This is a genomic window from Neorhizobium sp. AL 9.2.2 (assembly GCF_013317225.1).
In the GTDB taxonomy this organism is placed as follows: Bacteria; Pseudomonadota; Alphaproteobacteria; order Rhizobiales; family Rhizobiaceae; genus Neorhizobium; species Neorhizobium soli.
Genome location: NZ_JAALXU010000009.1, coordinates 613,140 through 636,898, shown reverse-complemented (window position 1 = coordinate 636,898; position 23,759 = coordinate 613,140). Strand labels below are relative to the sequence as shown.

Below are 23,759 nucleotides of genomic sequence, written 5' to 3'. Positions count from 1 at the left end.
TCGTTCTGCTTAGGCGCTTTCAATTTCGCCAAGAAACGCATCTCGATTGTTCTGCACGACCGCCAAAAGGTAGTCGGCGACGGCACGTACACGGGGAATGCGGCTCATGTCGCGGTGACGGACCAGGTAGTAGTGCCGGGTCAACTGCACCTCGCGGGGCAGCACCAGCTCGAGATCCGGCTGACGGCGCGCAATGAAATGCGGCAGGATGCAGAGTCCCTGGCCCTGAAGCGTCGCCGTCAGTTGCGCCGAGATGCTTGAGCTCTGAAACCGCGGCCGGATTCCCGGATGGACGTCGCCAAGATAGTCCAGTCCCGGCGCAAAGATCATATCCTGGATGTAGCCGATGAACGGGTGTAGCAGCAGGTCGTCGCGGCTTTTAATCTCCGGTCGCTCGGACAGGTAGGATTTTGCGCCGTAGATGTTCAGCCGATAGTCGGTGATCTTCTCGATTTCGTAGGGTCCGCCCTTCGGCGGATCGAGCGAGATGGCAATGTCGGCCTCCTTGCGCGACAAGGACATGATCTGCTGGATCGTCACCAGCTCGAGCGAGAGATTGGGATGCTGGACGGTGAAATCGCCGATCTGATGCGCGAGGAAGAAGTTCGCAATTCCTTCCGGAGCACTGAGACGGACGACGCCCTGGTGAGCAGCGCTCCCCGAGAAGATATCCATCTGTAACCGGTCCGCTTCCGCCTCCATGCGTTCCGCCGCTTCGATGAAGCGTTGTCCAATTCCCGTTAGGACATAGCCGCGCGGATTGCGCTCGAAAAGCTTTATCCGGAGACTGAATTCCAGTCGGTCGATGCGGCGCGATACGGTGGCATGGCTGGTGCGCAATTGCCGGGCCGCGACGGAAAGCTGCCCGGTTCGGGCGACGGCCAGGAAATATTGAAGGTCGTCCCAGGTGAAGTTCGGGCTGGCTGTCATGTCGGCGGTTAGCGCTCCAATGTCCCTATTTGTTCAAACGCTGTCACGTGTCTGTTCAAAATTGAACAGAGGCTGTTTGCAATTAATAGCGCGCTCCTCCTTGCGTCAACGTTCGTTTTACTCGACCATACCCACAGGAGGGGCTGCTTTGAGGAGGGTGGCCCGCCAAATTTGAACAGATTCGCGCGCTGTTATCTCTGGGAGGAGACCTTATGCGAAAGACGTTTGTGGCGTCCGTTGTTACACCGCTGGCCGTATTGCTCGCCAGCAGCACTGCATTTTCCCAAACTGCATCCGACGGCAAGGTCAGGATCGGTATCCTGAACGACCAGTCCGGCGTGTATTCCGATTTCGGCGGCAAGTCGTCCGTTGAGGCTGCAAAGATGGCGGTCGAGGATTTTGGCGGCAAGGTTCTGGATGTTCCGATCGAGGTCATCGACGCCGATCACCAGAACAAGCCCGACATCGCCTCCAACATCGCCCGCCAGTGGTACGATACCCAGCAGGTCGATACGATCATGGACCTGACGACGTCGTCGGTCGGTCTCGCGGTCCAGGCGCTGTCCAAGGACAAGAAGAAGATCACCATCAACACCGGTGCGGCGACCACTGATCTCACGGGCAAGTCCTGCACGCCCTACGGCTTCCACTGGGCATATGATACCCATGCGCTTGCGGTCGGCACAGGCGGTGCGATGGTCAAGCAGGGCGGTGACAGCTGGTTTTTCCTGACCGCGGACTATGCTTTCGGCTATTCCCTGGAGCAGCAGACCAGCGACTACGTGAAGGCCAATGGCGGCACGGTCGTCGGTTCGGTGCGGCATCCCCTGTCGAGCCAGGATTTCTCATCCTTCCTGCTGCAGGCGCAGTCATCAGGCGCGAAGGTGATCGGGCTTGCCAATGCCGGTCTCGACACGGCCAACTCGATCAAGCAGGCGGCCGAGTTCGGTATTGTCCAAGGCGGTCAGAAATTGGCGGCGCTCCTGTTCACGCTGGCCGAAGTGCACGGGCTCGGACTTGAGGCAGCACAAGGCCTGACGCTAACGGAAGGCTATTACTGGAACCTCGACGACAAGAGCCGCGAGTTTGCCAAGAAGTTTTTTGCCCGGACCAACAAGATGCCGAACATGGTTCATGCGGGCACCTATTCTGCCGTGACGCAGTATCTCAAAGCCGTGCAGAAGGCCGGTACGGACGAGAGCGATGCGGTTTCCAAAGCTCTGCATGAAATGCCGGTCGACGACTTTTTCGCGCGCGGCGGCACGGTCGGAGCCAACGGCCGAATGATCCACGACATGTACCTGCTGCAGGTAAAGAAGCCTGACGAAAGCAAGGAGCCGTGGGACTATTACAACGTGCTTGCCACCATTCCCGGCAAGGAGGCCTATCTCGACCCGGCCAAGGCCGGTTGCGAGCTGGTGAAGTGAGCGATGGCAGTCGCATCGATCTCGACTAACGAGCAGCCACGGGTGGTCTTGTCCGCCCGTGGCCTGTCGAAGAGCTTTGGAGCATTCGCAGCCGTCAAGAATGTCGATCTCGATGTTCACGACGCCAGTGTCCATGCGCTGATCGGTCCGAACGGCGCCGGCAAGACGACGGTTTTCAATCTGCTCACCAAGTTTTTGCAGCCGACCGCCGGTTCGATCACGCTGATGGGCGCCGACATCACGAAACTGCCACCCGACAAGGTGGCGCGGATGGGGCTGGTCCGCTCGTTCCAGATCTCGGCCGTGTTTCCGCATCTGACCGTGCGTGACAATGTCCGCGTCGCATTGCAGCGTCCGAGCGGGTTGTCGACACAGTTCTGGCTGCCGCTCTCCTCGCTCGACCGGCTGGATGCCCGCGCCGACGAGCTGATCGAGACTGTGGGGCTGAAACGCGAGCGAAACGCGCTGGCTGCCGACCTTTCCTACGGTCGCAAGCGGGTACTGGAGATCGCAACGACGCTGGCACTCGATCCGAAAGTGCTGCTGCTCGACGAGCCGATGGCCGGCATGGGCCAGGAGGATATCGGCACCGTGTCCGCCATCATCCGCGAAGTGGCGAAGACCCGTGCGGTGCTGATGGTGGAGCACAATCTCTCCGTCGTTGCCGATATCTGCCACCACGTCACGGTGTTGCAGCGCGGCGAAATTCTGGCCGAGGGCGATTACGCGACGGTCAGCCAGGATCCGCGCGTCCGCACCGCTTACATGGGCACGGAGGAAGCATGATGGCGCAACCCCTGCTTCAGGTTTCCAATCTCAATGCCTGGTATGGTGAAAGCCACGTCCTGCACGGCGTCGACATGACGGTGCATGAGGGCGAAACCATCACCATTCTCGGTCGCAACGGCGTCGGCAAGACCACGACGCTGCGCACGATCATGGGCATCATCCGCGAACGCCGCGGCGAGATCCTCTTTTCCGGCCAGGACATGTCGCGGGTTCCATTGCACAGAACCGCCCATGCGGGTCTCGGCTTTGTGCCTGAGGAGCGTGGTATCTTCTCGACGCTGACCGTCGAGGAAAACCTCATGCTGCCGCCGGTCGTTGCGCAAGGGGGAATGCCACTCAGCGAGATCTACGAACTATTCCCGAACCTTCACGAACGCCGCTCCAGCCCGGGCACGAAGCTCTCCGGTGGCGAACAGCAGATGCTGGCGATCGCCCGCATCCTGCGCACCGGGGTAAAACTGCTCATCCTCGACGAGCCGACCGAAGGGCTTGCGCCTGTCATCGTGCAGCGCATCGGCGAAGTGCTGAAGACGCTCAAGGACCGCGGCATGACGGTGTTGATGGTCGAACAGAATTTTCGCTTCGCAAGCCGCGTCGCTGACCGGTTCTACCTGATGGACCACGGAAAAATGGTGGCAAATTTCCCGGTCGGCGAACTGCCGGAGAGGATGGACATGCTGCACAAGGTTCTGGGGGTTTGAGCATGGTCGTAATGCAAACGGATCACCGCACGGACGACCTGGCAACGCGCTCGCGTCCAATTTCGGTAAAATCAGACGACGCCAGGAGCGCCGCACCATGACCATGATTTTCGGCATTCCGCTCCAGGCTTTCCTCGGACAGCTCCTGATCGGCCTGATCAACGGCTCTTTCTACGCACTCTTAAGCCTCGGTCTTGCGGTCATCTTCGGGTTGCTGCGGGTCATCAACTTTGCCCACGGCGCGCAGTATATGCTCGGCGCTTTCGTTGCCATGCTGATGCTGCAGTATTTCGGCATCAACTACTGGTTCGCGCTCGTTCTCGCACCTCTCGTCGTCGGCCTGTTCGGAGCAATTACCGAACGCTTCCTGCTGTCACGGCTTTACAAACTGGACCACCTCTACGGCCTGCTCTTCACCTTCGGATTGGCGCTCACCATCGAGGGCACGTTCCGGTATCTCTACGGTTCGTCGGGCCAGCCCTATTCGGTTCCGACGCAGCTTGCCGGCGGCACCAATCTCGGCTTCATGTTCCTACCCATCTATCGCGGCTGGGTGGTGGTCGTCTCCCTGGTCGCCTGTATCGGCACCTGGCTTTTGATCGAAAAGACCAAGCTCGGCGCCTATTTGCGGGCAGCCACGGAAAACCCGATCCTGGTGCAGGCGTTTGGCGTCAACGTGCCGGTGCTTTTGACACTGACCTACGGGCTCGGCGCGGGCCTTGCCGCCTTTGCCGGCGTTCTGGCGGCGCCGATCTACCAGGTCTCGCCGCTGATGGGGTCCAACATCATCATCGTGGTCTTTGCGGTCGTCGTCGTCGGCGGCATGGGATCGATCATGGGTGCGATCCTGACCGGCTACATGCTCGGCATCGCCGAGGGCCTGACGAAAGTGTTTTATCCGGAAGCGTCGAGCATCGTGATCTTCGTGATCATGGCGATCGTGCTGCTTCTGCGGCCAGCCGGTCTTTTCGGCCGGGATGTTTAGGGAAGGATGCCAGAGATGAGCGACATCATCCACACCGCTGCCCCGCCGCGCATCGAGAGATCGGGCACAGCCACGAAAACCTACGCGATCTTCATCGGGTTGGGACTGGTGCTGCTCCTTGTTGCACCGCTGTTCTTCTACCCGATCTTTCTGATGAAGCTTTTGTGCTTTGCGCTATTTGCCTGCGCGTTCAACCTGCTGTTGGGTTACACGGGCCTGTTGTCCTTCGGCCATGCGACGTTCTTCGGCGGAGCCGCCTATTTTACTGCCCATGTCGTAAAGGTCTGGGGTCTGTCGCCGGAACTCGGCATTCTCGTCGGCGCATTCGGAGCGGCCGTGCTTGGCCTGATCATGGGCTTCTTTGCCATTCGACGGCAGGGCATCTACTTTGCGATGATAACGCTTGCGCTTTCGCAGATGTTCTTCTTCTTCTGCCTGCAGGCGGAATTCACGCATGGCGAAGACGGCATCCAGTCCGTGCCGCGCGGCCACCTGTTCGGCTTTATCGATCTCAGCGAAACGACGAACATGTACTATTTCGTGCTGGCCGTCTTCTTGATCGGCATGGCGATCATCTGGCGGTTCATCAACTCGCCCTTCGGCATGATCCTCAAATCGATCCGCGAAAACGAGCAGCGCGCCATCTCGCTCGGCTATTCCGTATCCCGCTACAAGCTCGGCGCCTTTGTCACGTCGGCGGCGCTTGCCGGGCTTGCCGGCGGAACCAAGGCGCTCGTCTTCCAGTTCGCGACGCTGACCGATGTCGGCTGGCAGATGTCCGGCGAGGTGATCCTGATGACGCTGCTTGGGGGCATCGGCACGCTGATCGGACCGATCTTTGGCGCCGGGCTTGTCGTGGCGTTGCAGAACTACCTCGCGACCTCGGAATTTCCCGTCACGATCATCACCGGCGTGGTCTTCATGGTCTGCGTCCTCCTCTTCCGGCGCGGCCTGATCGGGGAATTCTACGCCTCGCGGCTTGGCCGAAAACTGGGCTTCGAGCATCGCCGCTGATTGGCTGAAGATCATGGAAACCTACGACTACATCATCATCGGTGCCGGAAGCGCCGGCTGCGTTCTTGCGAACCGCCTTTCGGCCGATAGCCGCAACAGCGTGCTGCTGCTGGAAGCCGGCGGGACCGACAACTATCACTGGGTGCATATCCCGGTCGGCTATCTCTATTGCATCAACAACCCGCGCACCGACTGGTGTTTTGCCACCGAAAAGGAAAAAGGCCTCAACGGCCGCTCCCTGTTTTATCCGCGCGGAAAGCTGCTCGGTGGCTGCTCCTCGATCAACGGCATGATCTATATGCGCGGCCAGGCGCGCGATTACGACCTATGGCGGCAGATGGGATGTGCCGGCTGGGGCTGGGACGACGTGCTGCCGCTGTTTCGCAAGAGCCAGGACTTCTACAAGGGCGGCGACGATCTGCATGGCGAAGGCGGCGAATGGCGGGTCGAAAAGCAGCGTCTGCACTGGGCGGTGCTCGACAGTTTCCGCAAGGCGGCGGAACAGGCGGGCATCCCGATGATCGAGGATTTCAACCGCGGCGACAACGAAGGCTCAAGCTATTTCGACGTCAACCAGCGTTCGGGCATTCGCTGGAACACCTCCAAGGCCTTTCTGCGGCCCGCGATGAAGCGGCCGAACCTACGCGTCCTCACCAAGGCGCATGTCCGCCGCCTGATCATCGAAACCGGTGAGGTGAAAGGCGTCGAGTTCCAGCAGAATGGCGTGTCGCAGGTGGCTCATGCCCGGCGCGAGACGGTGCTTTCGGCCGGCGCGATCGGGACGCCGCATGTGCTCGAACTCTCAGGCGTCGGACGCGGCGAGGTTCTGGCGGACGCCGGGGTCGAGATGGTCAAGGAGGTGCGACAGGTCGGCGAAAACCTGCAGGATCACCTGCAGCTACGGCTGGTCTACAAGGTCACCGGCGTGCCGACGCTGAACGAGAAAGCCTCTCGCTGGCTCGGCAAGGCTGCGATCGGGCTGGAATATGCGCTGAAACGCTCAGGACCTATGTCCATGGCTCCAAGCCAGCTCGGGATTTTTACCCGGTCGGGTCCGGACAAGGAAACGGCTGATCTCGAATACCATGTCCAACCGGTCTCGCTGGACCGCTTCGGGGATCCGGTTCATGCTTTTCCGGCAATCACCGCAAGCGTATGCAATCTTCGCCCCGAAAGCCGCGGTTCCGTGCATCTGAAAGGCCCGGATTTTGCAGCAGCGCCGGCGATCCGGCCGAACTATCTTTCGACAGCTGCCGACCGCAGTGTCGCGGCAAGTTCGATCCGGCTGACCCGCAACATCGTCGCGCAGCCTGCTTTCGCCCGCTACCAGCCGGAAGAATACAAGCCGGGACCGGCGTACGACACGGATGCAGATCTGGAGCGCGCTGCCGGCGAAATAGGAACGACGATTTTCCATCCCGTGGGCACGGCCCGGATGGGGTCGGATCCCGATAGCGTCGTCGATCCGCGACTGAAAATGAGAGCACTCGGCCGGCTGAGAATTGCCGACGCATCAATCATGCCCGCCATCACATCGGGCAACACGAATTCTCCGACGATCATGATTGCCGAAAAGGCGGCGGCGATGATCTTGGCGGACAATCGGTAAGGGGGGACTATGAGCAAGGTTGCATTCGTTGGACTTGGGAACATGGGCGGGCCGATGGCGGCCAATCTCGTCAAGGCGGGACATGACGTCTGGGGCTTCGATCTTTCGGAGGCGAGCAGGAATGCCGCAAGCGCGCATGGCGTCAACGCGGCAAGCACCCTCCCCCAGGCTGTGCTGAATGCAGACTGCATTATCACCATGCTGCCCAAGGGCCAGCATGTCCTCGCCGTCTGGTCGGATCTGGCATCCGTGATCCCCGAGGGAACGCTGCTCATCGATTGTTCGACCGTGGACGTGGAGAGCGCCCGCAAGGCGCATGCTCTGGGCAGCGCGATGGGTTGCCTCTCTCTCGATTCTCCGGTGTCCGGGGGAACGACCGGCGCGGAAGCGGGCACGCTGACATTCATGGTGGGCGGCTCGGAGAGTGCGTTTGCGTCGGGTAAGGCTATCCTCGAAGCCATGGGCCGCAAGATTGTCCACTGCGGCGGCGATGGTGCGGGTCAGGCTGCAAAGATCTGCAACAACATGATCCTCGGCATCTCGATGATCGGCGTCTGCGAAGCGTTCGGCCTGGCTGAAAAGCTCGGCCTCTCGCATCAGGCGCTGTTCGATGTCGCCTCGACCTCATCGGGCCAGTGCTGGTCGCTGACGACCTATTGCCCCGTGCCCGGTCCCGTGCCGACATCGCCTGCCAACAACGACTACCGCCCCGGCTTTGCCACGGCGTTGATGCTGAAGGACTTGCTGCTGTCACAAGAGGCAGCACAACAATCCGGCGCCGCGACACCGCTCGGAGCCCACGCGGCCGACCTCTACGCCCAGTTCGAGGCAGCCGGACACGGCGGCGAGGACTTTTCCGCCATCATCCGGATGCTGCAGGAGATACCGCGGGAATAAGATGGTTTGGGAGTTGGAACGCCGGCATATGCCGCAAATTCAACCGGATATGCCGGTCAGCTCCTTCTGAACTTTAAGCAGTGACGGAATGTAACGGTCAGCGACAGCCTGCATCGGCTCCTCTGACGCGGCTAGCCCGATGTTCAGCGCGGCGACGACTTGGCCGCGGGGGCCGAATAGCGGGACGGCCAGAGAGCGAAGGCCGATTTCGACCTCCTGATCGATGCAGGCATAGCCGCGATCACGGATGCGGAGCAGTTCGCCCTTGAGCGTTTCGATGTCGGTCACGGTCTTTGCCGTCCTCGCCACGAGCGGCTTTAATGAAAGAAGATCTTCTGCCTGCTCGACAGGAAGTGCTGCCAGCATCACCCGCCCCATGGAGGTGCAGTAGGCTGGAAGGCGTGAGCCGGGCATCAGCGAAATCGACATGACCCTGCGCTGCGCGGCCCGCGCGACGTAGACGATGTCACTCGCATCAAGAATGGAAACGGATGTGCTTTGGCCTGTCTGTTCGGACAGGTCATCGAGCCAGGGCTGCACGATCTTCGGCAATGGCATCGCTGCCAGGCATCCCGTCCCCAGTCGCAAGACGCGGGGCGTGACGGTGAAGAATTTTCCGTCATAGGCGCAATAGCCGAGTTCGGAGAGCGTCAGGAGGCATCGTCTCACCGTCGCGCGATCATAACCGGTGAGCTGTGAGGCTTCGGCGATGCTGAGACGCGGTCGCTCGGCAGAGAAGGCTTCTATGACCTTGAGGCCCTTTGCCAGCCCGCCCATCATGTCTCTGATCTTGACGTCCAACAGAGCCTCGTTTTGTGCGATAATCGTACAAAGAGACGATATCGCACAAATGGTTTGCCGTCCATCCTCATGGGATTTAGTTGTTTCTGCAGCGGGAGCGGTTTGCGGAGGATACTGATGGATAAAACAATTCGGACTTTGGCTGATGCCGTGTCCAAGATCACCGACGGTGCCACGGTGATGATCGGTGGTTTCGGAGGCTCCGGTGCGCCGATCGAACTCATCCACGCGCTGATCGACAGCGGTCCTAAAAACCTGACCGTGATCAATAACAACGCCGGGAACGGACGCATCGGCATTGCGGCAATGATCGATGCGGGCATGATCGCGAAGATGATCTGCTCCTTCCCTCGCTCGTCCGATCCGCGCGCCTTCACCGATACCTATCTGGCCGGAAAGATCGAGTTGGAACTCGTCCCCCAGGGCACGCTTGCCGAGCGGATCCGCGCAGGTGGCGCCGGCATACCGGCCTTCTACACGCCGACGGGTTATGGAACGGAACTCGCCGAGGGCAAACCAGTCGCCGAGTTCGATGGACGACATTATGTGCAGGAGCGCTGGCTCAAGGCCGACTTTGCCATCGTCAAGGCGCATCTGGGCGACACCCATGGCAACCTCACCTATCGCAAGGCCGGCCGGAACTTCAATCCTCTGATGTGCATGGCGGCGACCACGACCATCGCCCAGGTCTCGCAGATCGTTGAACCCGGCGACATCGACCCCGAACACGTGATCACGCCCGGCATCTTTGTCGATGCGGTGGTCGAGGTTTCAAACCCTCAGCAAGAAGAAGAACTCATCCGGGCCGGAGTGGCCTATGCCGGAGGAATGAGCGCATGAGCGGCGAAACTCAGACACTGGACACCCGCGAAGACATCAAACTGTCGAACACGCAGATCGCTTGGCGTGCCGCGCAGGATATCGAAGATGGCGCCTATATCAATCTCGGGATCGGTTTTCCGGAAATGGTCGCCCGCTATCAGCCGCCCGGCAGACAGGCGATCTTCCATACGGAAAACGGCATCCTCGATTTCGGCGAGCCTCCGGCAGCCGGTGAGGAAGACTGGGATCTGATCAACGCGGGCAAAAAGGCCGTCACGGTCAAGCCCGGCGCGGCTTTCTTTCATCATGCGGACAGCTTCGCCATGGTGCGGGGCGGCCATCTCGACGTTGCAATCCTCGGCGCCTATCAGGTGGCGGAAAATGGCGACCTCGCCAACTGGCGCGTTGGCTCCAAAGGCGTGCCGGCGGTCGGCGGCGCGATGGATCTGGTGCATGGTGCCAAGCAGGTTTACGTCATCACCGAGCATGTGACGAAGGACGGCAAGCCGAAACTTGTCTCCAAATGCACATTTCCCCTGACTGGCGTCGGCTGCATCACGAGGGTCTATACGAGCCATGCGGTGATCGATATCGCGGACGGCCGTTTTGTCCTGCGTGAAAAGCTCGCCGCAATGACCATCGAGGAATTGCAGGCGATGACCGGCGCGCAGCTCCATGTCGACGGCGCTGTTGCCGATCTTGTCGTACCGGCGCTTTGAGGAGAGATCGATGACCGAAGCATTTATCTGCGATTATATCCGTACCCCGATCGGTCGTTTCGGCGGCGCGCTGTCATCGGTCCGTGCGGACGATCTGGGCGCTGTACCTCTTAGGGCACTGATGGAGCGAAACGCTGCCGTCGACTGGGAAGCGGTCGGCGACGTGGTCTTTGGCTGCGCCAACCAGGCGGGCGAAGATAACCGGAATGTCGCGCGCATGTCGCTGCTGCTTGCCGGCCTGCCTGTTTCCGTATCCGGCACGACGATCAACCGTCTCTGCGGATCGGGCATGGATGCCGTGATCACCGCTGCCCGCGCCATCAAGGCCGGCGAAGCCGAGATTATGATTGCCGGTGGCGTTGAAAGCATGAGCCGTGCGCCATTTGTGATGCCGAAGGCCGAGACCGCGTTTTCGCGCAACGCCGAGATCTATGACACCACCATTGGGTGGCGTTTCGTCAATCCGCTGATGAAAAAGCAGTATGGCGTCGATTCCATGCCGGAAACGGGCGACAACGTCGCGATCGATTATCACGTCTCTCGCGAGGATCAGGACGCTTTTGCACTGCGCAGCCAGGAGAAAGCCTCCGCAGCTCAGCAGAACGGCCGTCTAGCGCGCGAAATCACACCAGTCAGCGTCCCGCAACGCAAGGGCGACAGCATCATTGTCGACAAGGACGAGCATCCCCGTACGACCAGCCTGGAGGCATTGGCCAAGCTCAGGCCGGTGAACAAGATCGAAGGCGGCACGGTCACGGCCGGCAACGCATCCGGCGTCAATGACGGGGCCGCGGCACTGATCATCGCCTCGCAGGAAGCGGCCCTAAAATATGGCCTGACGCCGATTGCACGCATCCTCGGCGGCGCTGCGGCTGGCGTTCCGCCACGGGTGATGGGCATCGGGCCTGCGCCAGCGACGCAGAAACTCTGCGCACGCCTCGGCCTGTCGCCGCAGGATTTCGGGATTGTCGAGCTGAACGAAGCCTTCGCCTCTCAGGGCATCGCCGTTTTGCGCGAGCTCGGAATTCCAGATCATGCGGAGCATGTCAACGCGAATGGCGGTGCCATCGCGCTCGGTCACCCGCTCGGCATGTCCGGAGCACGCATTGCCGGAACTGCGGCACTGGAGCTGTCGCTGGGGAGTACGCGATACGCGCTTGCCACGATGTGCATCGGCGTTGGCCAGGGGATAGCTCTAGCTTTGGAACGAGTTTAGGGGGATTGCAGCCGGAGCTCGAAGACAATTCGACGCCTCCGGCAACCATTGGCGGCGGTGACTGTTGATAAGCGAGGCGCACGGCAAGAACACAAGCCGGATAGCGTCTCCCCCTCGAAAACTCGTAAGGATCGGCAGCATGAACGAACCGCAGGAGTTTGCGCACAGCACCAATGGAGATCGGTGGTTTATAGAGCCCGCTCCCGAGAACCAGCACCCAACAGTTATTCACCGTGGCAACTTGCCGTCCGGTGGCCACGAAACGCGGATCCCAGTGGACGTGTTCTTAAGTCAACACCCACGTGGCCCCGAGCACGACGCGCTTGAGCGGATGCTATCTGCACTTCCCGTTAGAAACTCCACGATTGAGACTGGGACTGCGTCCGGCCTGTCGATGCTGGCCCATCAGTATCTGCGTCTCGGTGGCCGTCGCAGCGCTACGCGTGCATGGGGAACCGATACCAAAGAAGCTGAAGATTTCTGGAACGAGAATATCGCTGTGCTCGACACCGGGGGAAGGCGTGAAGTCGAGACGTATCTGCCCACGATCGGAGGTCCGTGATCTCTGGTCGACTGTAGCGGTAGTCGGAGCCACGGGCATGAAACAAGATCGGCCGCGCAGGCTGCGGGCCGAGTTCATTCCAAGTCGGACTGGTGTCAGGCCTTCTTGGCGCGCTTTGCAATCAGTGCAGCGGTCGCAGAGGCGCGGTCTTCAATTTCTTTTGCAAGGCGCGCAGCCTTGAGCCGAGCCGTCTTTGAGTCACGTTCGGCGACGTGTGCGTTTAATTCTGCGACCGCTTCGACGCGGGAGAAAAACTGGGTCTGGGTCTGAGCAAATGCGGCTTCCGCACGCTCGCGCGACTTCGACATTGTTTCCGTCATTTCTTATCCAATCCTGGCGGTAGACGCCAAATAAGAAGGCCGAGCACGTATGCTCGGCCCTCACCAACTGCTACTTCGACAGTGCCAGTACATCCGTGGTCAAAGCGAAGCAAAAATCGAATTAAGCAGCCTGAAGGTTGCAGGCCGACATCTTGCCCGACTTTGCGTCGCGCTCAAGTTCGTAGCCCAGCTTCTGGCCTTCGACGATTTCGCGCATTCCGGCGCGCTCGACTGCGGAGATGTGAACGAACGCATCAGCGCCGCCATCGTCAGGCTGAATGAAGCCGAAGCCCTTAGTGGAATTAAACCATTTTACTGTGCCGGTGGTCATAGTGAACCCTTTCAAAGCATAGAGAAGAAATCTGCAAAACGAGATCTTGCAGAAGGTGATAGCGATTTGTTTTGAAGAGGAAGTTCGCTCAGGCGCTTCGTTCGAAGCGCAATAACCAAAGATCAGCAAGCAAAATATCGATAAACCACAAATAGCGGCTACGCTCCCGAAAGTCAACTTTTAGTTTCCCCGGCCCGACTGGAGCGCTTTCGAAGAGGCTGAGTGAGCGACAACGGAACCGATTGTGGATCAGCTTGTTTCTGCTCAGAACGCTAGACTGGAGATCAAACCATGCAAGAAACACGTCGCCCGACACCTCCCCATCCCGCCCAGCATCAGGATCCGCCAGGCCAGACCGCATTGATGGATCCGGCGCCGGATCATGGCGAACACTCCTACAAGGGCAATGGTCGTCTTGAGGGCAAGGTCGCGCTGATTACCGGTGCCGATTCAGGCATCGGCAAAGCTGTGGCGATCGCATTCGCCCGCGAAGGCGCGGATATCCTGATTTCGTACCTCAGCGAACACGAAGACGCTGAAGACACGGCGAAGTGGGTGCGCGAAGCAGGCCGCAAGGCAGTGGTCGTTCCCGGAGACATCAAGTCGGAAGAGCATTGCAACGCGCTCGTGAAGCGCACGGCCGATGAGCTCGGAAAAATTGACATCCTCGTCAACAATGCCGCCTTCCAGCGCACCTATGCCACCATTACCGATATCACTGCGGAAGAGTGGGACGAGACGTTCCGGACCAACATCTACGCACCATTCTTCCTATCGAAGGCGGCTGTCCCTCTGATGAAGCCGGGTAGCTCGATCATCAACACGACGTCGATCCAGTCGCGTCAACCTTCGCCACAGCTTCTCGCCTACGCCTCGACCAAGGGTGCCATCTCCAACTTCACGGCTGGTCTTGCCGAAATGTTGGCAGAACATGGGATCCGGGTGAATGCCGTCGCGCCGGGCCCGATCTGGACGCCTCTCATTCCCTCGACCATGCCGGCTGAAAAGGCGGCGAAGTTCGGCGAGCAGACCCTGCTCGGTCGTGCGGGCCAGCCAGCCGAATTGGCAGGTGCCTATGTTCTCTTGGCGTCCGACCTTGGCAGCTACATGACTGGCGCCGTCATTCCGGTGACCGGCGGCGAGATCATGATCTGATCCGTTCATTGTCGTTCGGTTTCGGGAAGGCTCGCTCCTCTCCCGAAACCGCTCTCGAAGAGCGAGTTTCGGTACCCAAAGAAACACGAGCCGGATCAGAGGATGTCTCGATCCCCAAACAAACAAGCAAGGAAAACCCAATGGCCGATCATTCCCAGTCGCCTGCTGCCGCGTCTCTTCTTCGCGAACAGGCAGCACAACGCGCCCGCACTCCAGACGAAGTCCTGCAACAGGGCCTCGAGGAGACCTTCCCGGGTTCCGATCCTGTTTCATCTTCGTCCACTGCCACAGGCTTTGGCGGCCCGAGCACGAGTTCAGACGAACCGCTTGTCGATGAAGCGCTGGCATCGGTCCACGACCGCGACAACTCGGCAACTGCCAAAGCACGAGATACGCTGACAGCCCTGCGCGCCGAGCTCGAAAGTTTGAAGGACAGAGCCGTAGAGCCGGCAACCTACCGCGAGTACGCGAACGAACCCCGCCTTATTGTGGACGACATCAAGCGCGGTATCCAAAGATCTCCAATCGGAGCCGTTGGGCTTGCGGCGGCTATCGGATTTCTGTGGGGCATCACGCGATAGCCACGTTCAACCATAAGTATTTGTGACGAAAACTGGAACACCCTGCATTTCCGCCCGTTCGTTCACTAAGAGATTACGCAAAAGTGTTCATGAACGGAGAATGGAAATGGCTTTCAATGTTCTGATTGTCGAAGATCAGCCAATTATTGCAATGGGTCTGGAAGACGCTGTCGAAGCGTTGGGGCACCATTCGATTGGCGTGGCGAGAAACAGAGCGGAAGCCACGTTGCTTGCTGCCACGGCGGATATGGCATTGGTCGATGTCAACCTCGATGACGGTCCAACCGGGCCGGGCATCGGGCGCGACCTCGCAATCGCCGACATCACCGTCTTGTTCATGACGAGCGATCCGGGCGCGCTGGGGGCGGGCGTGAAGGGAACGCTTGGCGTGATGGAGAAGCCGATCCTCGATCTCGAGGTCGTGAAAGCAATCCAGTACGTAGCTGACAGACGCGCCGGGATCGAGGGCACGTGCCCGCCGGACCGCCTCAGAACGTTTCCCGTCATAAAGCAGTAAGGACCGGCGTCGTCCCGATATAGTGTCGGGGCGACCATTAGCCGCTCGCAGCGCGTCGTCTATCGATTATCCGTCGTGTGCCCGAATAATATCAAGGAACGCGTCGCCATAACGCTCAAGTTTCGCTTGCCCGACGCCGGATACACCGAGGAGCGCATCTTGGGTTGTCGGCCTCTGCGTTGCAAACGCGATCAGCGTCGCATCGGCGAATACGACGTAGGGAGGGATCGCCAGATCCTTCGCAATCGTCATTCTCATTTTGCGCAATGCCTCAAACAAGACCGCATCGGTCTCTCCCAACTGCGACCTTGGGTTTTTCGAGCCTGCCGTTTGCCCTCGTGCCGTCTTGCGGCCGGTCACCGGGTCCTTGCGGAAACGGACGGTCCGCTCGTGGCGGAAGACATCGCGTGCCGAAGGCTCCAGTTTCAAAGCTCCGAAAGCCTGGTGATCGACGCGCACCAGGCCTGCGGCCAGAAGCTGGCGATAGACGGACTGCCACGTCTTTTGCGCCAGATCCTTTCCCGCACCGAAGACCGGCATGTCCACATGGCCAAAGCGACGTGTCTTTTCGTTGTCATTGCCGAGCAGGACATCGATCAAATGGCCGGTACCGAACCGTTCCTCTGTTCGATACACGGCAGCGAGCGCCTTGATGGCGGCCTCGGTTCCGTCCCAGGTGTCCACGGGCTTGATGCAGGTATCGCAGTTTCCGCAATGCCCCGCATGCTCTTCTCCAAAATGTGCGAGGATCGCCTGTCGTCGGCAGCCGGCTGTCTCGCAGATAGCAAGCAACGCATTGAGCTTGGCGCGCTCGACCCGCTTGACGTCGTCGCCGGACGTGCCGTTGTCGATCATCCTGCCGCGCTGAATGACGTCGGCCATCCCGTAGGCCATCCAAACTTCGGACGGCAGACCGTCACGACCGGCACGGCCCGTCTCCTGATAATAGGCTTCGACTGAGCTCGGCAAATCCAGGTGCGCGACGTAGCGTACATCGGGTTTGTCGATGCCCATCCCGAACGCGACGGTCGCGACAAGGCAGAGGTCTTCCTCTTTCAAGAAGGCGTCCTGATTGGCATCGCGAACCTCCCGGTCCATACCCGCATGGTAGGGCAACGCGCGGATGCCTTGCGCACTCAGCCACTCCGCGGTCTCCTCGACCTTCGCGCGCGACAGGCAGTAGACGATACCGCTCGATCCCTTGTGATTCTCCAGGAAGCGCAGCAACTGCTGGCGCGGTTGATCCCGTTCAACGATCTCGTAGGCAATGTTCGGGCGATCGAACGATGCGGTGAAGACCCGGGCATTGCGCAGGGTGAGCCTGTCGATAAGATCTTCCCGCGTATGCGGGTCGGCGGTCGCGGTCAGCGCCATACGCGGCACGCCCGGGTAAAGGTCGGCGAGTTCACCGAGCTGCCGATACTCCGGGCGAAAATCATGCCCCCATTGCGAGACGCAATGCGCTTCATCGATTGCAAACAGCGCGACCTTGGCGTCTCCGATCAACTCACGAAACCCTGACGTCACGATCCTCTCGGGGGTCACGTACAGCATGTCGAGCCTGCCGGCCGCGAGCGCGCGTTTGACCTCGCCGAACGTTTCCCGCGGCATGGAGGAATTGATCGAGGCGGCACGGACTCCGATCTGCTTCAACGCCTCGACCTGATCGCGCATCAGCGCAATCAGCGGCGAAACAACGATGCCGACGCCGTCGCGGCAGAGAGCCGGGATCTGAAAGCACAGGGATTTTCCTGCGCCCGTCGGAAACAGCACAACCGCGTCTCCGCCCGAAACAACATGGCGAACGACAGCCTCCTGGTCGCCGCGAAAGGAAGGGTAGCCGTAAACCTTCTGCAAAACCCCGACCGGATCCGCCTGCATACCGCTTTTGCGTTCACCATCTTGGCTGGTTGATTTCGCTTGCATGAGCTCGTTCCGCCTCCATCCTTGCTCGCGAGCCATCTCACAAGGCACGACCTTTGCAAAGCCCGCCGCCGCAGATATCGCCACTATCCATCAAGCGGTTCGTGCCCGAATGACATTGAGGCACGAAACAAATGACCTGATAGAAAATATCAATCGACATACCCCTAGATTTAAGGGGGCAGCGAGATCGCGACCGCGTTGCAAAATTAGCAAACGATAATATTAGATACCGATAATTTGAACACTTTAGGAACATTCTAAAAACCTGCCGGCACCGTTCAAAACGGATTCCCAGACGGTCATAGAGAATATCTATCATATTCTGATCGAAGCAGTCACCATACAGCTACTCTGAAACTGTTTGCAGAAACTGCGGACAGGCCAGCTCTCATGGGCCAGCTTTCTCAGGCCTCTCGGACGCAAAATGTCCGGCTCGCGATTGCATCGCAACATCGTGATGAAACAGCACCGTACGATTTGCCGCCTTCCGCGTTACCTGCCGAGCAACTCATCTCGGCAGCGACGAAACAGGCCAAATTACGATGATCCCCACACAGTTCTCCTACCCGAAGAAGGGGTTGCTGCCGCGGCTCGCAGCCATCGGCTGTGCCGTTGCGCTTGCCGGCTGCAATCTGCAGGCCGAGGAGGAAGCAAAGCCACCGCGCCAGCCAACGGAAGTTGGGATTGTGACGGCGATGACAGAAGACGTGCCGCTCGTGAACGAGCTTGCAGGTCGCACCTCCCCGTTCGAGACTTCTGAGGTCAGGCCCCAGGTGTCAGGGATCATCGAGGCTCGCTCGTTTACCGAAGGTGCTTTCGTCAAGAAGGGAGACACGCTCTACCAGATCGATGCAAGCCTGTTCGAAGCCTCGGTTGCGGAGGCACGCGCCAATCTCGAAAGTGCCAAGGCCGGCGAAGACAACGCGCGGATCGAATTCGAACGTTTAAAGCCCCTGGCGCAAAAGGGAGCGGTTAGCGAGCAGGCGTTTACGGATGCCACTGCAGCGCTCCGGTCTGCCACTGCGGCCGTCGCACAGAACAATGCGAAGCTCCAGACCGCGGAGATCAACCTGCGCTACAGCAAGGTGACCGCGCCGATCAGCGGCAGGATCGGCCGTTCGCTGGTGACGACAGGTGCGCTCGTATCGGCTCAGCAGACGCAGGCCTTGGCGACCATCCAGCGCCTCGACCCAATCTTCGTCGATATTCAGCAATCCTCGACCGCGCTTTTAAAGCTGCGAGATGCGATGGCCTCGAGCGAATTGTCCAAGGACACGGCCGAGGTGCGTTTGAAACTGGAAGACGGTCAGGAATATCCGCTTCCGGGCAAACTCCAGTTTACCGATGTCACCGTCAATCCGTCGACCGGATCTGTCACACTTCGCGCCGAGTTTCCGAACCCCGACGCAATCCTGCTGCCAGGCATGTATGTCCGCGCAGTTCTCTCACAGACTCAGGCGAAGGATGCGATCCTCGTGCCGCAGCAGAGCGTGACGAGGAGCCCGACGGGAGAGGCAAGCGCGCTCGTGGTCGGCGACGGAGATACCGTCCAGCGGCGAGCGCTCCAGGTCGCTCAGGCTGTCGGCAATCGCTGGCTCGTAACCGAAGGCCTTGCTCCTGGAGACCGGGTCATCGTTGAAGGCGTCTCCAAGGTCAAACCCGACGACAAGGTCAAGATTGTCGACGTGGGTAAGAAGCAGACCGCAGAAGCAACAGAGAACAAGGCGGTCCCCGCGCTATGATCAGCCGTATCTTTGTCGATCGTCCAATCTTTGCCTGGGTGATCGCGATCGTGATCATGTTGGGTGGTATCGGCTCCATCCTGACGCTTCCGGTCGAGCAGTATCCGGATATCGCGCCGCCGCAGGTGAACATCCGCGCCAATTACACTGGGGCTTCAGCTGCAACGCTTGAAACCAGCGTGACACAGGTGATCGAGCAGCAGCTTACCGGCATCGACGGCCTCATCTACTTCACGTCGACCTCCAGCGCCGAAGGCCAGGTCACGATCGCGGTAACATTCGACAAGGGCACCGATCCCGATATCGCACAGGTTCAGGTTCAAAACAGAGTGCAGCAGGCTCTCTCTCGTCTGCCCCAGCAAGTGCAGCAGCAAGGTCTCACCGTTACGAAATCCAACAGTGACTTTTTGCTTGTCGCCGCAGTTTACGACGAAACCGATAAGGCGAAGGATTCCGACATTTCGGACTACATTGCCGCCAATCTCCAGGAGCGGATCGGTCGCCTTCCCGGCGTCGGCGATACCAACCTTTTCGGCTCGCAATACGCGATGCGCATCTGGCTCGACCCGGGTCGTTTGTTTTCATACGGGATGATGCCGTCGGACGTCATCACCGCGATCGAGGCGCAGAATACGCAGGTTGCGGCCGGCCAGATCGGCGCCCAACCCTCCCCCGACACGCAGATGCTGAATGCGATCGTGACCGCCCGTTCGCGCCTGACGACACCGGAGGAGTTCCAGCGGATCGTCATCCGCACGGACGAAAGCGGCGCACGTGTCACCTTGGCGGATGTCGCCCGCGTCGAACTCGGACAGGAAAGCTATACGCGCTTCACCCGTTTCAACCGTCATCCGGCATCCGGCATTGCCGTTCAGCTTGCCCCCGGCGCGGACGCGCTTGAAACGGCCGAGCTGGTGAAAGCGGCTATCGATGGCGAAGCGGCAAACATGCCGGATGGCTACCGCGTCACCTACCCTCGTGACTCCACCGAGTTCATCCGGCTTTCGATCGAGGAAGTGGTGAAGACACTGATCGAGGCGATCGTTCTTGTCGTCATCGTCATGTTCGTCTTCCTGCGCAGCTGGCGTGCGACGCTTATTCCAGCACTTGCCGTCCCGGTCGTCGTGCTCGGCACGTTCGGCGTGCTCGCACTGTTCGGATATTCGATCAACACGCTCACCCTATTCGGACTGGTCCTTTCGATCGGTCTTCTGGTCGATGACGCGATCGTCGTCGTCGAGAATGTCGAACGTGTCATGGAGGAAGAGCCGGACTTAAGCCCCCGAGACGCGACGCTTCGCTCGATGGGTGAAATCCAGACTGCGTTGATTGCGATCGCGCTGGTCCTGTCGGCGGTGTTTGTTCCGATGGCATTCTTCGGCGGCTCAACCGGTGTCATTTACCGGCAGTTCTCGGTCACTGTTATCTCCGCAATGGTTCTGTCGGTCGTGGTGGCGCTGGTGCTGACGCCGGCCCTGACCGCAACCCTCATGAAACCACGCGTCAAAGAGAATGCGCCGAAGCGCACTGGTGGTCTGATCCGGCGATTTGGGACGATGTTCGACCGCGGCTACGGCTGGGTTCAAAAGACATATCTCGCGGCCGTAACGATCGCCATCCGCAGGATCTGGCTTTCGATCATCGCCTTTTGTGCGCTGGTCGGCGCCGTCGTGTTTCTCTTCCTCCAACTTCCCGGCGGCTTTCTTCCGGTTGAGGATCAGGGTTACGGCGTGGTTCAGTACACGCTTCCGCCCGGCGCAACACGCGTTCGCACGGTCGAGACGGCAGCCGCGATCGAAGACCACTTCCTCGGACCGGAACAGGCGAATATTGCTGGCCTGTTTACGATTTCGGGTTTCCGTTTCAGCGGTTCCGGCCAGAACGTCGGTCAGGGTTTTGTGCAGTTCAAGCCATGGGACGAACGAGTGGGCGAAGAGAATGCGGCCGCCTCGATTGTGGCGCGTGCCACAGCCGCGCTCGGGCGCTCCTTGCGCGACGCCCAGTTCTTCGCGCTGACACCGCCATCGGTGCAGGGACTGGGTCAGTCCAACGGCTTCACCATGCAACTTTTGAACAATGGCGATCTCAGCCTGACGGAATTCAAGCAGCGGCGCGACCAGCTTCTCGCTGCGGCGACTGCGGATCCGACACTTGCGCGCGTACGTCCGAGCGGACTTGAAGACGTCCCGACGTTACAGATCGACATAGACGACGAAAAGGTCGGCGCACTCGGGATCCAGCAGTCCGATGTCGATGCAACCCTGAGCGCAGCCTGGGGTGGCGTCTATGTCAACGATTTTGTGGACCGTGGGCGCGTGAAGCGGGTTTACGTCCAGGGTGACGCCGCCCACCGCGGCGCTGTCGAGGATCTCGATGGCTGGTATGTACGCACGGCAAGCGGCGAAATGGCACCTTTCTCTTCGTTTGCCAAGACGAGCTGGTCCCAGGCGCCGACAACGCTGACGCGGTTCAACGGGTTGCAGTCCTATGAAATCCAGGGACAAGCGGGACCGGGCCTAAGCTCCGGTCAGGCAATGGACCGTATGACGGAACTGGCCGCGGACCTGCCGGGGACGTCGGTGGCCTGGAGCAGTCTCTCGTACCAGGAAAGACTGTCCGCCGGACAGGCGCCCATCCTCTACGGGCTGTCGCTTCTCGTCATCTTCTTATGTCTTGCAGCACTTTACGAAAGCTGGTCGATCCCGTTCTCGGTCATGCTCATCATCCCGCTTGGCATCATCGGAGCGGTCTGTGCTGTCACGTTGCGCGGACTGGAGAACGACGTTTACTTCCAGATCGGCCTTCTGACCACGATGGGCCTTTCCGCAAAGAATGCGATCCTGATCGTCGAGTTCGCGGAACAGGCGGAACGGGCCGGCAAGAGCGCTTACGATTCGGCCATGGAAGCCGCCCGCCTGCGGCTAAGACCGATCCTGATGACCAGTCTTGCCTTCATCTTCGGCGTTTTGCCGCTTGCAATTTCGTCCGGCGCGGGTGCACAGAGCCGCATCGCGATCGGTACGGCGGTCATCGGCGGCATGATCACGGCGACGATCCTTGCAACGCTTTACGTCCCGCTGTTTTTCGTGCTCGTACGGCGCATCTTCAGCGGCCGCAGAGCTAAGGCAGAAAATCTGGAGGCCAAGACAGAGACCGCATAGCAGCAGCATGTCCGTTATAGATGCGGCTGTCCTTCTCGCGCGGTCCGGTTAAAACCTCATGATCTACTTCACAAGCGACACCCATTTTGCCGATACTCGCGTGTTGCGCATCGACCGGCGACCGTTCCCGGACATGGTCGCGCACGACGCGGCACTCATTCAATACTGGAATGATATAGTCGGCGCTGACGACGATGTCTGGCATCTCGGCGATTTCATGTCGGTACGCGGTGGCGATTGCGATGCGCTACTGGCAAAGCTCAACGGCCGCAAACACCTGATCATCGGCAATAACGACCCGGAGACCACGACGTCGGCCAGTGGCTGGACGTCCGTGCAGCACTATCATGAGCTTCATATCGACGATGTCCATCTGATCCTCTGCCACTACGCGTTTCGCACCTGGAACAAGATGGGCAAGAAATCGATCAACCTCCACGGCCACTCGCATGGCCGGCTCAAACCGCTGCCACGGCAGTTTGATGTTGGCGTCGATGCGCAGGGGCTTCGGCCGGTAACGCTGGAGGATGTCGTCAAGAAGAAGGCTGCGCCAAAGATCGCCTCTGTCGTGACACTGGGCGGCGGACATGCAAGCGGATAGAAGAGAGCGGTTTTTGTTGAAGAGGGAATTCCAACTTCTGGGCGCTGGCGCTTTGATGGTCGCGGCTGCCTTTGCCGACCCTGTCGCTGCCGAGACCTCACTTCCGGAACCAACCAAAGAGACGGAGTGCCTCTACGAGCGGCGCGACGGCGACGAAGCGCTCTGCATCGCCAAGGAGACGTTCAACGTCGATCTCTGTCACGCGATCGAACATTTCGCGACAGAACAGAAGATCCCGCCCGCCTTTTTCGCCCGCCTGATATGGCGTGAAAGCCTGTTTCGGCCTGAAGCAGTCAGCCCGAAGGGCGCGCAGGGTATCGCGCAGTTCATGCCGGATACGGCCCGTCTACGCGGTTTGAACAACAGCTTCAACGTTCTCGAAGCGCTTGATGCCTCCGCGACATATCTCGCTGAAATGAGAGGTAAGTTCGGCAATTTCGGTCTCTCGGCGGCCGCTTACAATGCCGGCGAAGCACGGCTGCAGAGGTTCCTCACCTCGGGAAGCCTGCCGATGGAGACGCGGGACTACGTCTTCGCGATTACAGGCTATCCCGCGGAAGTCTGGAGAGACAATGCTCCGGCGGTTGCCGCACCCGATCTGGACCCTCAAAAACCGTTTAAGGACGCCTGCGTCGCGCTGGCGGACACTCGTCGCATCAACGATCCGGTTCTCGGTGCGTCAGCCGACTGGGCGCCTTGGGGTGTCCAGCTCGCCGCGCATTATAACCCTGGCGTTGCCGGCCGGCTATTTGCCGCCTCGGTTGCGAAACTGCCCTCGCCGCTTAATGCCGAACGGGCACTTATCGTGCGCCAACGCGGCGGAAATTTCGGTCGTCGTCCGCGCTACGCAGCCCGCATCGGTGAGGAAAGCCGGGCCGCTGCAGTCAAGCTTTGCAATGAAATCAAAGCCCACGGCGTTTCCTGCACGGTTCTCAAGAACCGCTGAACCGTGG

At 59.9% G+C, this 23,759-nt stretch carries 23 protein-coding genes; 18 read left to right on the top strand and 5 right to left on the bottom strand.

The features are described 5' to 3' along the window. Window positions 1–9: 9 nt before the first annotated feature. Window positions 10–930 (bottom strand): LysR family transcriptional regulator, encoded by a 921-nt coding sequence (locus G6K99_RS20555; RefSeq protein WP_174197702.1) that lies wholly within the window; start codon window positions 928–930, stop codon window positions 10–12. A gap of 212 nt (window positions 931–1,142) precedes the next feature. Here G6K99_RS20555 and G6K99_RS20550 point away from each other — a divergent pair, with 212 nt between their 5' ends. The 7 genes from G6K99_RS20550 (at window position 1,143) to mmsB (ending at window position 8,352) form a co-directional block, all read left to right on the top strand. Then, complete coding sequence (locus tag G6K99_RS20550) at window positions 1,143–2,357, top strand: ABC transporter substrate-binding protein (RefSeq protein WP_062459739.1); 1,215 nt, start codon at window positions 1,143–1,145, stop codon at window positions 2,355–2,357. Between the two features lie 3 nt (window positions 2,358–2,360). Then, on the top strand, window positions 2,361–3,143 hold the full coding sequence (locus G6K99_RS20545; protein ID WP_174197701.1) for an ABC transporter ATP-binding protein: 783 nt from the start codon (window positions 2,361–2,363) through the stop codon (window positions 3,141–3,143). Further along, window positions 3,143–3,847 (top strand): ABC transporter ATP-binding protein, encoded by a 705-nt coding sequence (locus tag G6K99_RS20540; protein ID WP_062459733.1) that lies wholly within the window; start codon window positions 3,143–3,145, stop codon window positions 3,845–3,847. The genes G6K99_RS20545 and G6K99_RS20540 overlap by 1 nt, the downstream gene beginning before the upstream one ends. 97 nt (window positions 3,848–3,944) lie before the next feature. Next, window positions 3,945–4,832: a branched-chain amino acid ABC transporter permease gene (locus G6K99_RS20535; protein ID WP_062459730.1), complete on the top strand. Its 888-nt coding sequence runs from the start codon at window positions 3,945–3,947 to the stop codon at window positions 4,830–4,832. Between the two features lie 15 nt (window positions 4,833–4,847). Further along, complete coding sequence (locus tag G6K99_RS20530) at window positions 4,848–5,846, top strand: branched-chain amino acid ABC transporter permease (RefSeq protein ID WP_174197700.1); 999 nt, start codon at window positions 4,848–4,850, stop codon at window positions 5,844–5,846. A 13-nt stretch (window positions 5,847–5,859) separates the two neighbouring features. Continuing rightward, on the top strand, window positions 5,860–7,455 hold the full coding sequence (locus tag G6K99_RS20525) for a GMC family oxidoreductase (protein ID WP_174197911.1): 1,596 nt from the start codon (window positions 5,860–5,862) through the stop codon (window positions 7,453–7,455). A 9-nt stretch (window positions 7,456–7,464) separates the two neighbouring features. After that, window positions 7,465–8,352, top strand: coding sequence for a 3-hydroxyisobutyrate dehydrogenase (mmsB, locus tag G6K99_RS20520; RefSeq protein ID WP_174197699.1), 888 nt, complete (start codon window positions 7,465–7,467; stop codon window positions 8,350–8,352). A 39-nt stretch (window positions 8,353–8,391) separates the two neighbouring features. On the opposite strand, the gene G6K99_RS20515 is transcribed toward mmsB, so the two are convergent. Further along, window positions 8,392–9,153, bottom strand: a complete 762-nt coding sequence (locus G6K99_RS20515) for an IclR family transcriptional regulator C-terminal domain-containing protein (protein WP_174197698.1) — start codon at window positions 9,151–9,153, stop codon at window positions 8,392–8,394. A 117-nt stretch (window positions 9,154–9,270) separates the two neighbouring features. On the opposite strand from G6K99_RS20515, the gene G6K99_RS20510 reads away from it, so the two are divergent. The 4 genes from G6K99_RS20510 to G6K99_RS20495 all read left to right on the top strand — a co-directional run bounded on the left by G6K99_RS20510 (window position 9,271) and on the right by G6K99_RS20495 (window position 12,472). Then, window positions 9,271–9,993, top strand: coding sequence for a 3-oxoacid CoA-transferase subunit A (locus G6K99_RS20510; RefSeq protein WP_174197697.1), 723 nt, complete (start codon window positions 9,271–9,273; stop codon window positions 9,991–9,993). Then, window positions 9,990–10,694: a CoA transferase subunit B gene (locus G6K99_RS20505; RefSeq protein WP_174197696.1), complete on the top strand. Its 705-nt coding sequence runs from the start codon at window positions 9,990–9,992 to the stop codon at window positions 10,692–10,694. The genes G6K99_RS20510 and G6K99_RS20505 overlap by 4 nt, the downstream gene beginning before the upstream one ends. 10 nt (window positions 10,695–10,704) lie before the next feature. Continuing rightward, window positions 10,705–11,910: a 3-oxoadipyl-CoA thiolase gene (pcaF, locus tag G6K99_RS20500; RefSeq protein WP_174197695.1), complete on the top strand. Its 1,206-nt coding sequence runs from the start codon at window positions 10,705–10,707 to the stop codon at window positions 11,908–11,910. A 139-nt stretch (window positions 11,911–12,049) separates the two neighbouring features. Beyond that, entirely contained in the window at window positions 12,050–12,472 is a 423-nt protein-coding gene (locus G6K99_RS20495; RefSeq protein ID WP_174197694.1) for a hypothetical protein, read from the top strand. A 95-nt stretch (window positions 12,473–12,567) separates the two neighbouring features. Here the strand turns inward: G6K99_RS20495 and G6K99_RS20490 are convergent, their stop codons facing one another. Together G6K99_RS20490 and G6K99_RS20485 are read right to left on the bottom strand one after the other, a co-directional pair. Continuing rightward, a complete protein-coding gene (locus G6K99_RS20490) occupies window positions 12,568–12,792 on the bottom strand; it encodes a hypothetical protein (protein ID WP_062459699.1) in 225 nt (74 codons plus the stop codon). A gap of 121 nt (window positions 12,793–12,913) precedes the next feature. Then, window positions 12,914–13,123, bottom strand: a complete 210-nt coding sequence (locus tag G6K99_RS20485; protein ID WP_062459695.1) for a cold-shock protein — start codon at window positions 13,121–13,123, stop codon at window positions 12,914–12,916. A gap of 291 nt (window positions 13,124–13,414) precedes the next feature. Between G6K99_RS20485 and G6K99_RS20480 the strand changes: the two genes are divergently transcribed. From G6K99_RS20480 to G6K99_RS20470, 3 genes are all read left to right on the top strand, one after another. After that, window positions 13,415–14,278, top strand: a complete 864-nt coding sequence (locus G6K99_RS20480; RefSeq protein WP_162759507.1) for an SDR family oxidoreductase — start codon at window positions 13,415–13,417, stop codon at window positions 14,276–14,278. Window positions 14,279–14,418: 140 nt separating this feature from the next. After that, window positions 14,419–14,859 carry a hypothetical protein gene (locus tag G6K99_RS20475; RefSeq protein WP_062459686.1) on the top strand — a complete coding sequence of 147 codons (441 nt, stop codon included), beginning with the start codon at window positions 14,419–14,421 and terminating at the stop codon, window positions 14,857–14,859. A gap of 106 nt (window positions 14,860–14,965) precedes the next feature. Beyond that, window positions 14,966–15,376, top strand: coding sequence for a response regulator (locus G6K99_RS20470; RefSeq protein ID WP_244631553.1), 411 nt, complete (start codon window positions 14,966–14,968; stop codon window positions 15,374–15,376). A gap of 66 nt (window positions 15,377–15,442) precedes the next feature. Here G6K99_RS20470 and recQ read toward each other — a convergent pair whose 3' ends face one another. Then, window positions 15,443–17,257, bottom strand: a complete 1,815-nt coding sequence (gene recQ / locus G6K99_RS20465) for a DNA helicase RecQ (protein WP_371816264.1) — start codon at window positions 17,255–17,257, stop codon at window positions 15,443–15,445. 587 nt (window positions 17,258–17,844) lie between these two features. Here recQ and G6K99_RS20460 point away from each other — a divergent pair. The 4 genes from G6K99_RS20460 to G6K99_RS20445 are packed head-to-tail and all read left to right on the top strand — an operon-like array spanning window position 17,845 to window position 23,752. After that, window positions 17,845–19,044 (top strand): efflux RND transporter periplasmic adaptor subunit, encoded by a 1,200-nt coding sequence (locus G6K99_RS20460; protein WP_174197691.1) that lies wholly within the window; start codon window positions 17,845–17,847, stop codon window positions 19,042–19,044. Beyond that, entirely contained in the window at window positions 19,041–22,205 is a 3,165-nt protein-coding gene (locus tag G6K99_RS20455) for an efflux RND transporter permease subunit (protein ID WP_180215572.1), read from the top strand. The genes G6K99_RS20460 and G6K99_RS20455 overlap by 4 nt, the downstream gene beginning before the upstream one ends. 58 nt (window positions 22,206–22,263) lie before the next feature. Continuing rightward, complete coding sequence (locus G6K99_RS20450; protein WP_174197690.1) at window positions 22,264–22,806, top strand: metallophosphoesterase family protein; 543 nt, start codon at window positions 22,264–22,266, stop codon at window positions 22,804–22,806. A gap of 55 nt (window positions 22,807–22,861) precedes the next feature. Further along, the gene (locus G6K99_RS20445; RefSeq protein WP_174197909.1) at window positions 22,862–23,752 is read left to right on the top strand and encodes a lytic transglycosylase domain-containing protein; all 891 of its coding nucleotides are present in this window, start codon (window positions 22,862–22,864) and stop codon (window positions 23,750–23,752) included. The last annotated feature ends 7 nt before the right edge of the window (window positions 23,753–23,759 follow it).

What these genes read in the sequence shown, in the direction of transcription:
- G6K99_RS20555 (WP_174197702.1), bottom strand. Translation starts at nt 930, where the DNA reads ATGACAGCCAGCCCGAACTTCACCTGGGACGACCTTCAATATTTCCTG.
- G6K99_RS20550 (WP_062459739.1), top strand. Translation starts at nt 1,143, where the DNA reads ATGCGAAAGACGTTTGTGGCGTCCGTTGTTACACCGCTGGCCGTATTG.
- G6K99_RS20545 (WP_174197701.1), top strand. Translation starts at nt 2,361, where the DNA reads ATGGCAGTCGCATCGATCTCGACTAACGAGCAGCCACGGGTGGTCTTG.
- G6K99_RS20540 (WP_062459733.1), top strand. Translation starts at nt 3,143, where the DNA reads ATGGCGCAACCCCTGCTTCAGGTTTCCAATCTCAATGCCTGGTATGGT.
- G6K99_RS20535 (WP_062459730.1), top strand. Translation starts at nt 3,945, where the DNA reads ATGACCATGATTTTCGGCATTCCGCTCCAGGCTTTCCTCGGACAGCTC.
- G6K99_RS20530 (WP_174197700.1), top strand. Translation starts at nt 4,848, where the DNA reads ATGAGCGACATCATCCACACCGCTGCCCCGCCGCGCATCGAGAGATCG.
- G6K99_RS20525 (WP_174197911.1), top strand. Translation starts at nt 5,860, where the DNA reads ATGGAAACCTACGACTACATCATCATCGGTGCCGGAAGCGCCGGCTGC.
- mmsB (WP_174197699.1), top strand. Translation starts at nt 7,465, where the DNA reads ATGAGCAAGGTTGCATTCGTTGGACTTGGGAACATGGGCGGGCCGATG.
- G6K99_RS20510 (WP_174197697.1), top strand. Translation starts at nt 9,271, where the DNA reads ATGGATAAAACAATTCGGACTTTGGCTGATGCCGTGTCCAAGATCACC.
- G6K99_RS20505 (WP_174197696.1), top strand. Translation starts at nt 9,990, where the DNA reads ATGAGCGGCGAAACTCAGACACTGGACACCCGCGAAGACATCAAACTG.
- pcaF (WP_174197695.1), top strand. Translation starts at nt 10,705, where the DNA reads ATGACCGAAGCATTTATCTGCGATTATATCCGTACCCCGATCGGTCGT.
- G6K99_RS20495 (WP_174197694.1), top strand. Translation starts at nt 12,050, where the DNA reads ATGAACGAACCGCAGGAGTTTGCGCACAGCACCAATGGAGATCGGTGG.
- G6K99_RS20490 (WP_062459699.1), bottom strand. Translation starts at nt 12,792, where the DNA reads ATGACGGAAACAATGTCGAAGTCGCGCGAGCGTGCGGAAGCCGCATTT.
- G6K99_RS20485 (WP_062459695.1), bottom strand. Translation starts at nt 13,123, where the DNA reads ATGACCACCGGCACAGTAAAATGGTTTAATTCCACTAAGGGCTTCGGC.
- G6K99_RS20480 (WP_162759507.1), top strand. Translation starts at nt 13,415, where the DNA reads ATGCAAGAAACACGTCGCCCGACACCTCCCCATCCCGCCCAGCATCAG.
- G6K99_RS20475 (WP_062459686.1), top strand. Translation starts at nt 14,419, where the DNA reads ATGGCCGATCATTCCCAGTCGCCTGCTGCCGCGTCTCTTCTTCGCGAA.
- G6K99_RS20470 (WP_244631553.1), top strand. Translation starts at nt 14,966, where the DNA reads ATGGCTTTCAATGTTCTGATTGTCGAAGATCAGCCAATTATTGCAATG.
- recQ (WP_371816264.1), bottom strand. Translation starts at nt 17,257, where the DNA reads ATGCAGGCGGATCCGGTCGGGGTTTTGCAGAAGGTTTACGGCTACCCT.
- G6K99_RS20460 (WP_174197691.1), top strand. Translation starts at nt 17,845, where the DNA reads ATGATCCCCACACAGTTCTCCTACCCGAAGAAGGGGTTGCTGCCGCGG.
- G6K99_RS20455 (WP_180215572.1), top strand. Translation starts at nt 19,041, where the DNA reads ATGATCAGCCGTATCTTTGTCGATCGTCCAATCTTTGCCTGGGTGATC.
- G6K99_RS20450 (WP_174197690.1), top strand. Translation starts at nt 22,264, where the DNA reads ATGATCTACTTCACAAGCGACACCCATTTTGCCGATACTCGCGTGTTG.
- G6K99_RS20445 (WP_174197909.1), top strand. Translation starts at nt 22,862, where the DNA reads ATGGTCGCGGCTGCCTTTGCCGACCCTGTCGCTGCCGAGACCTCACTT.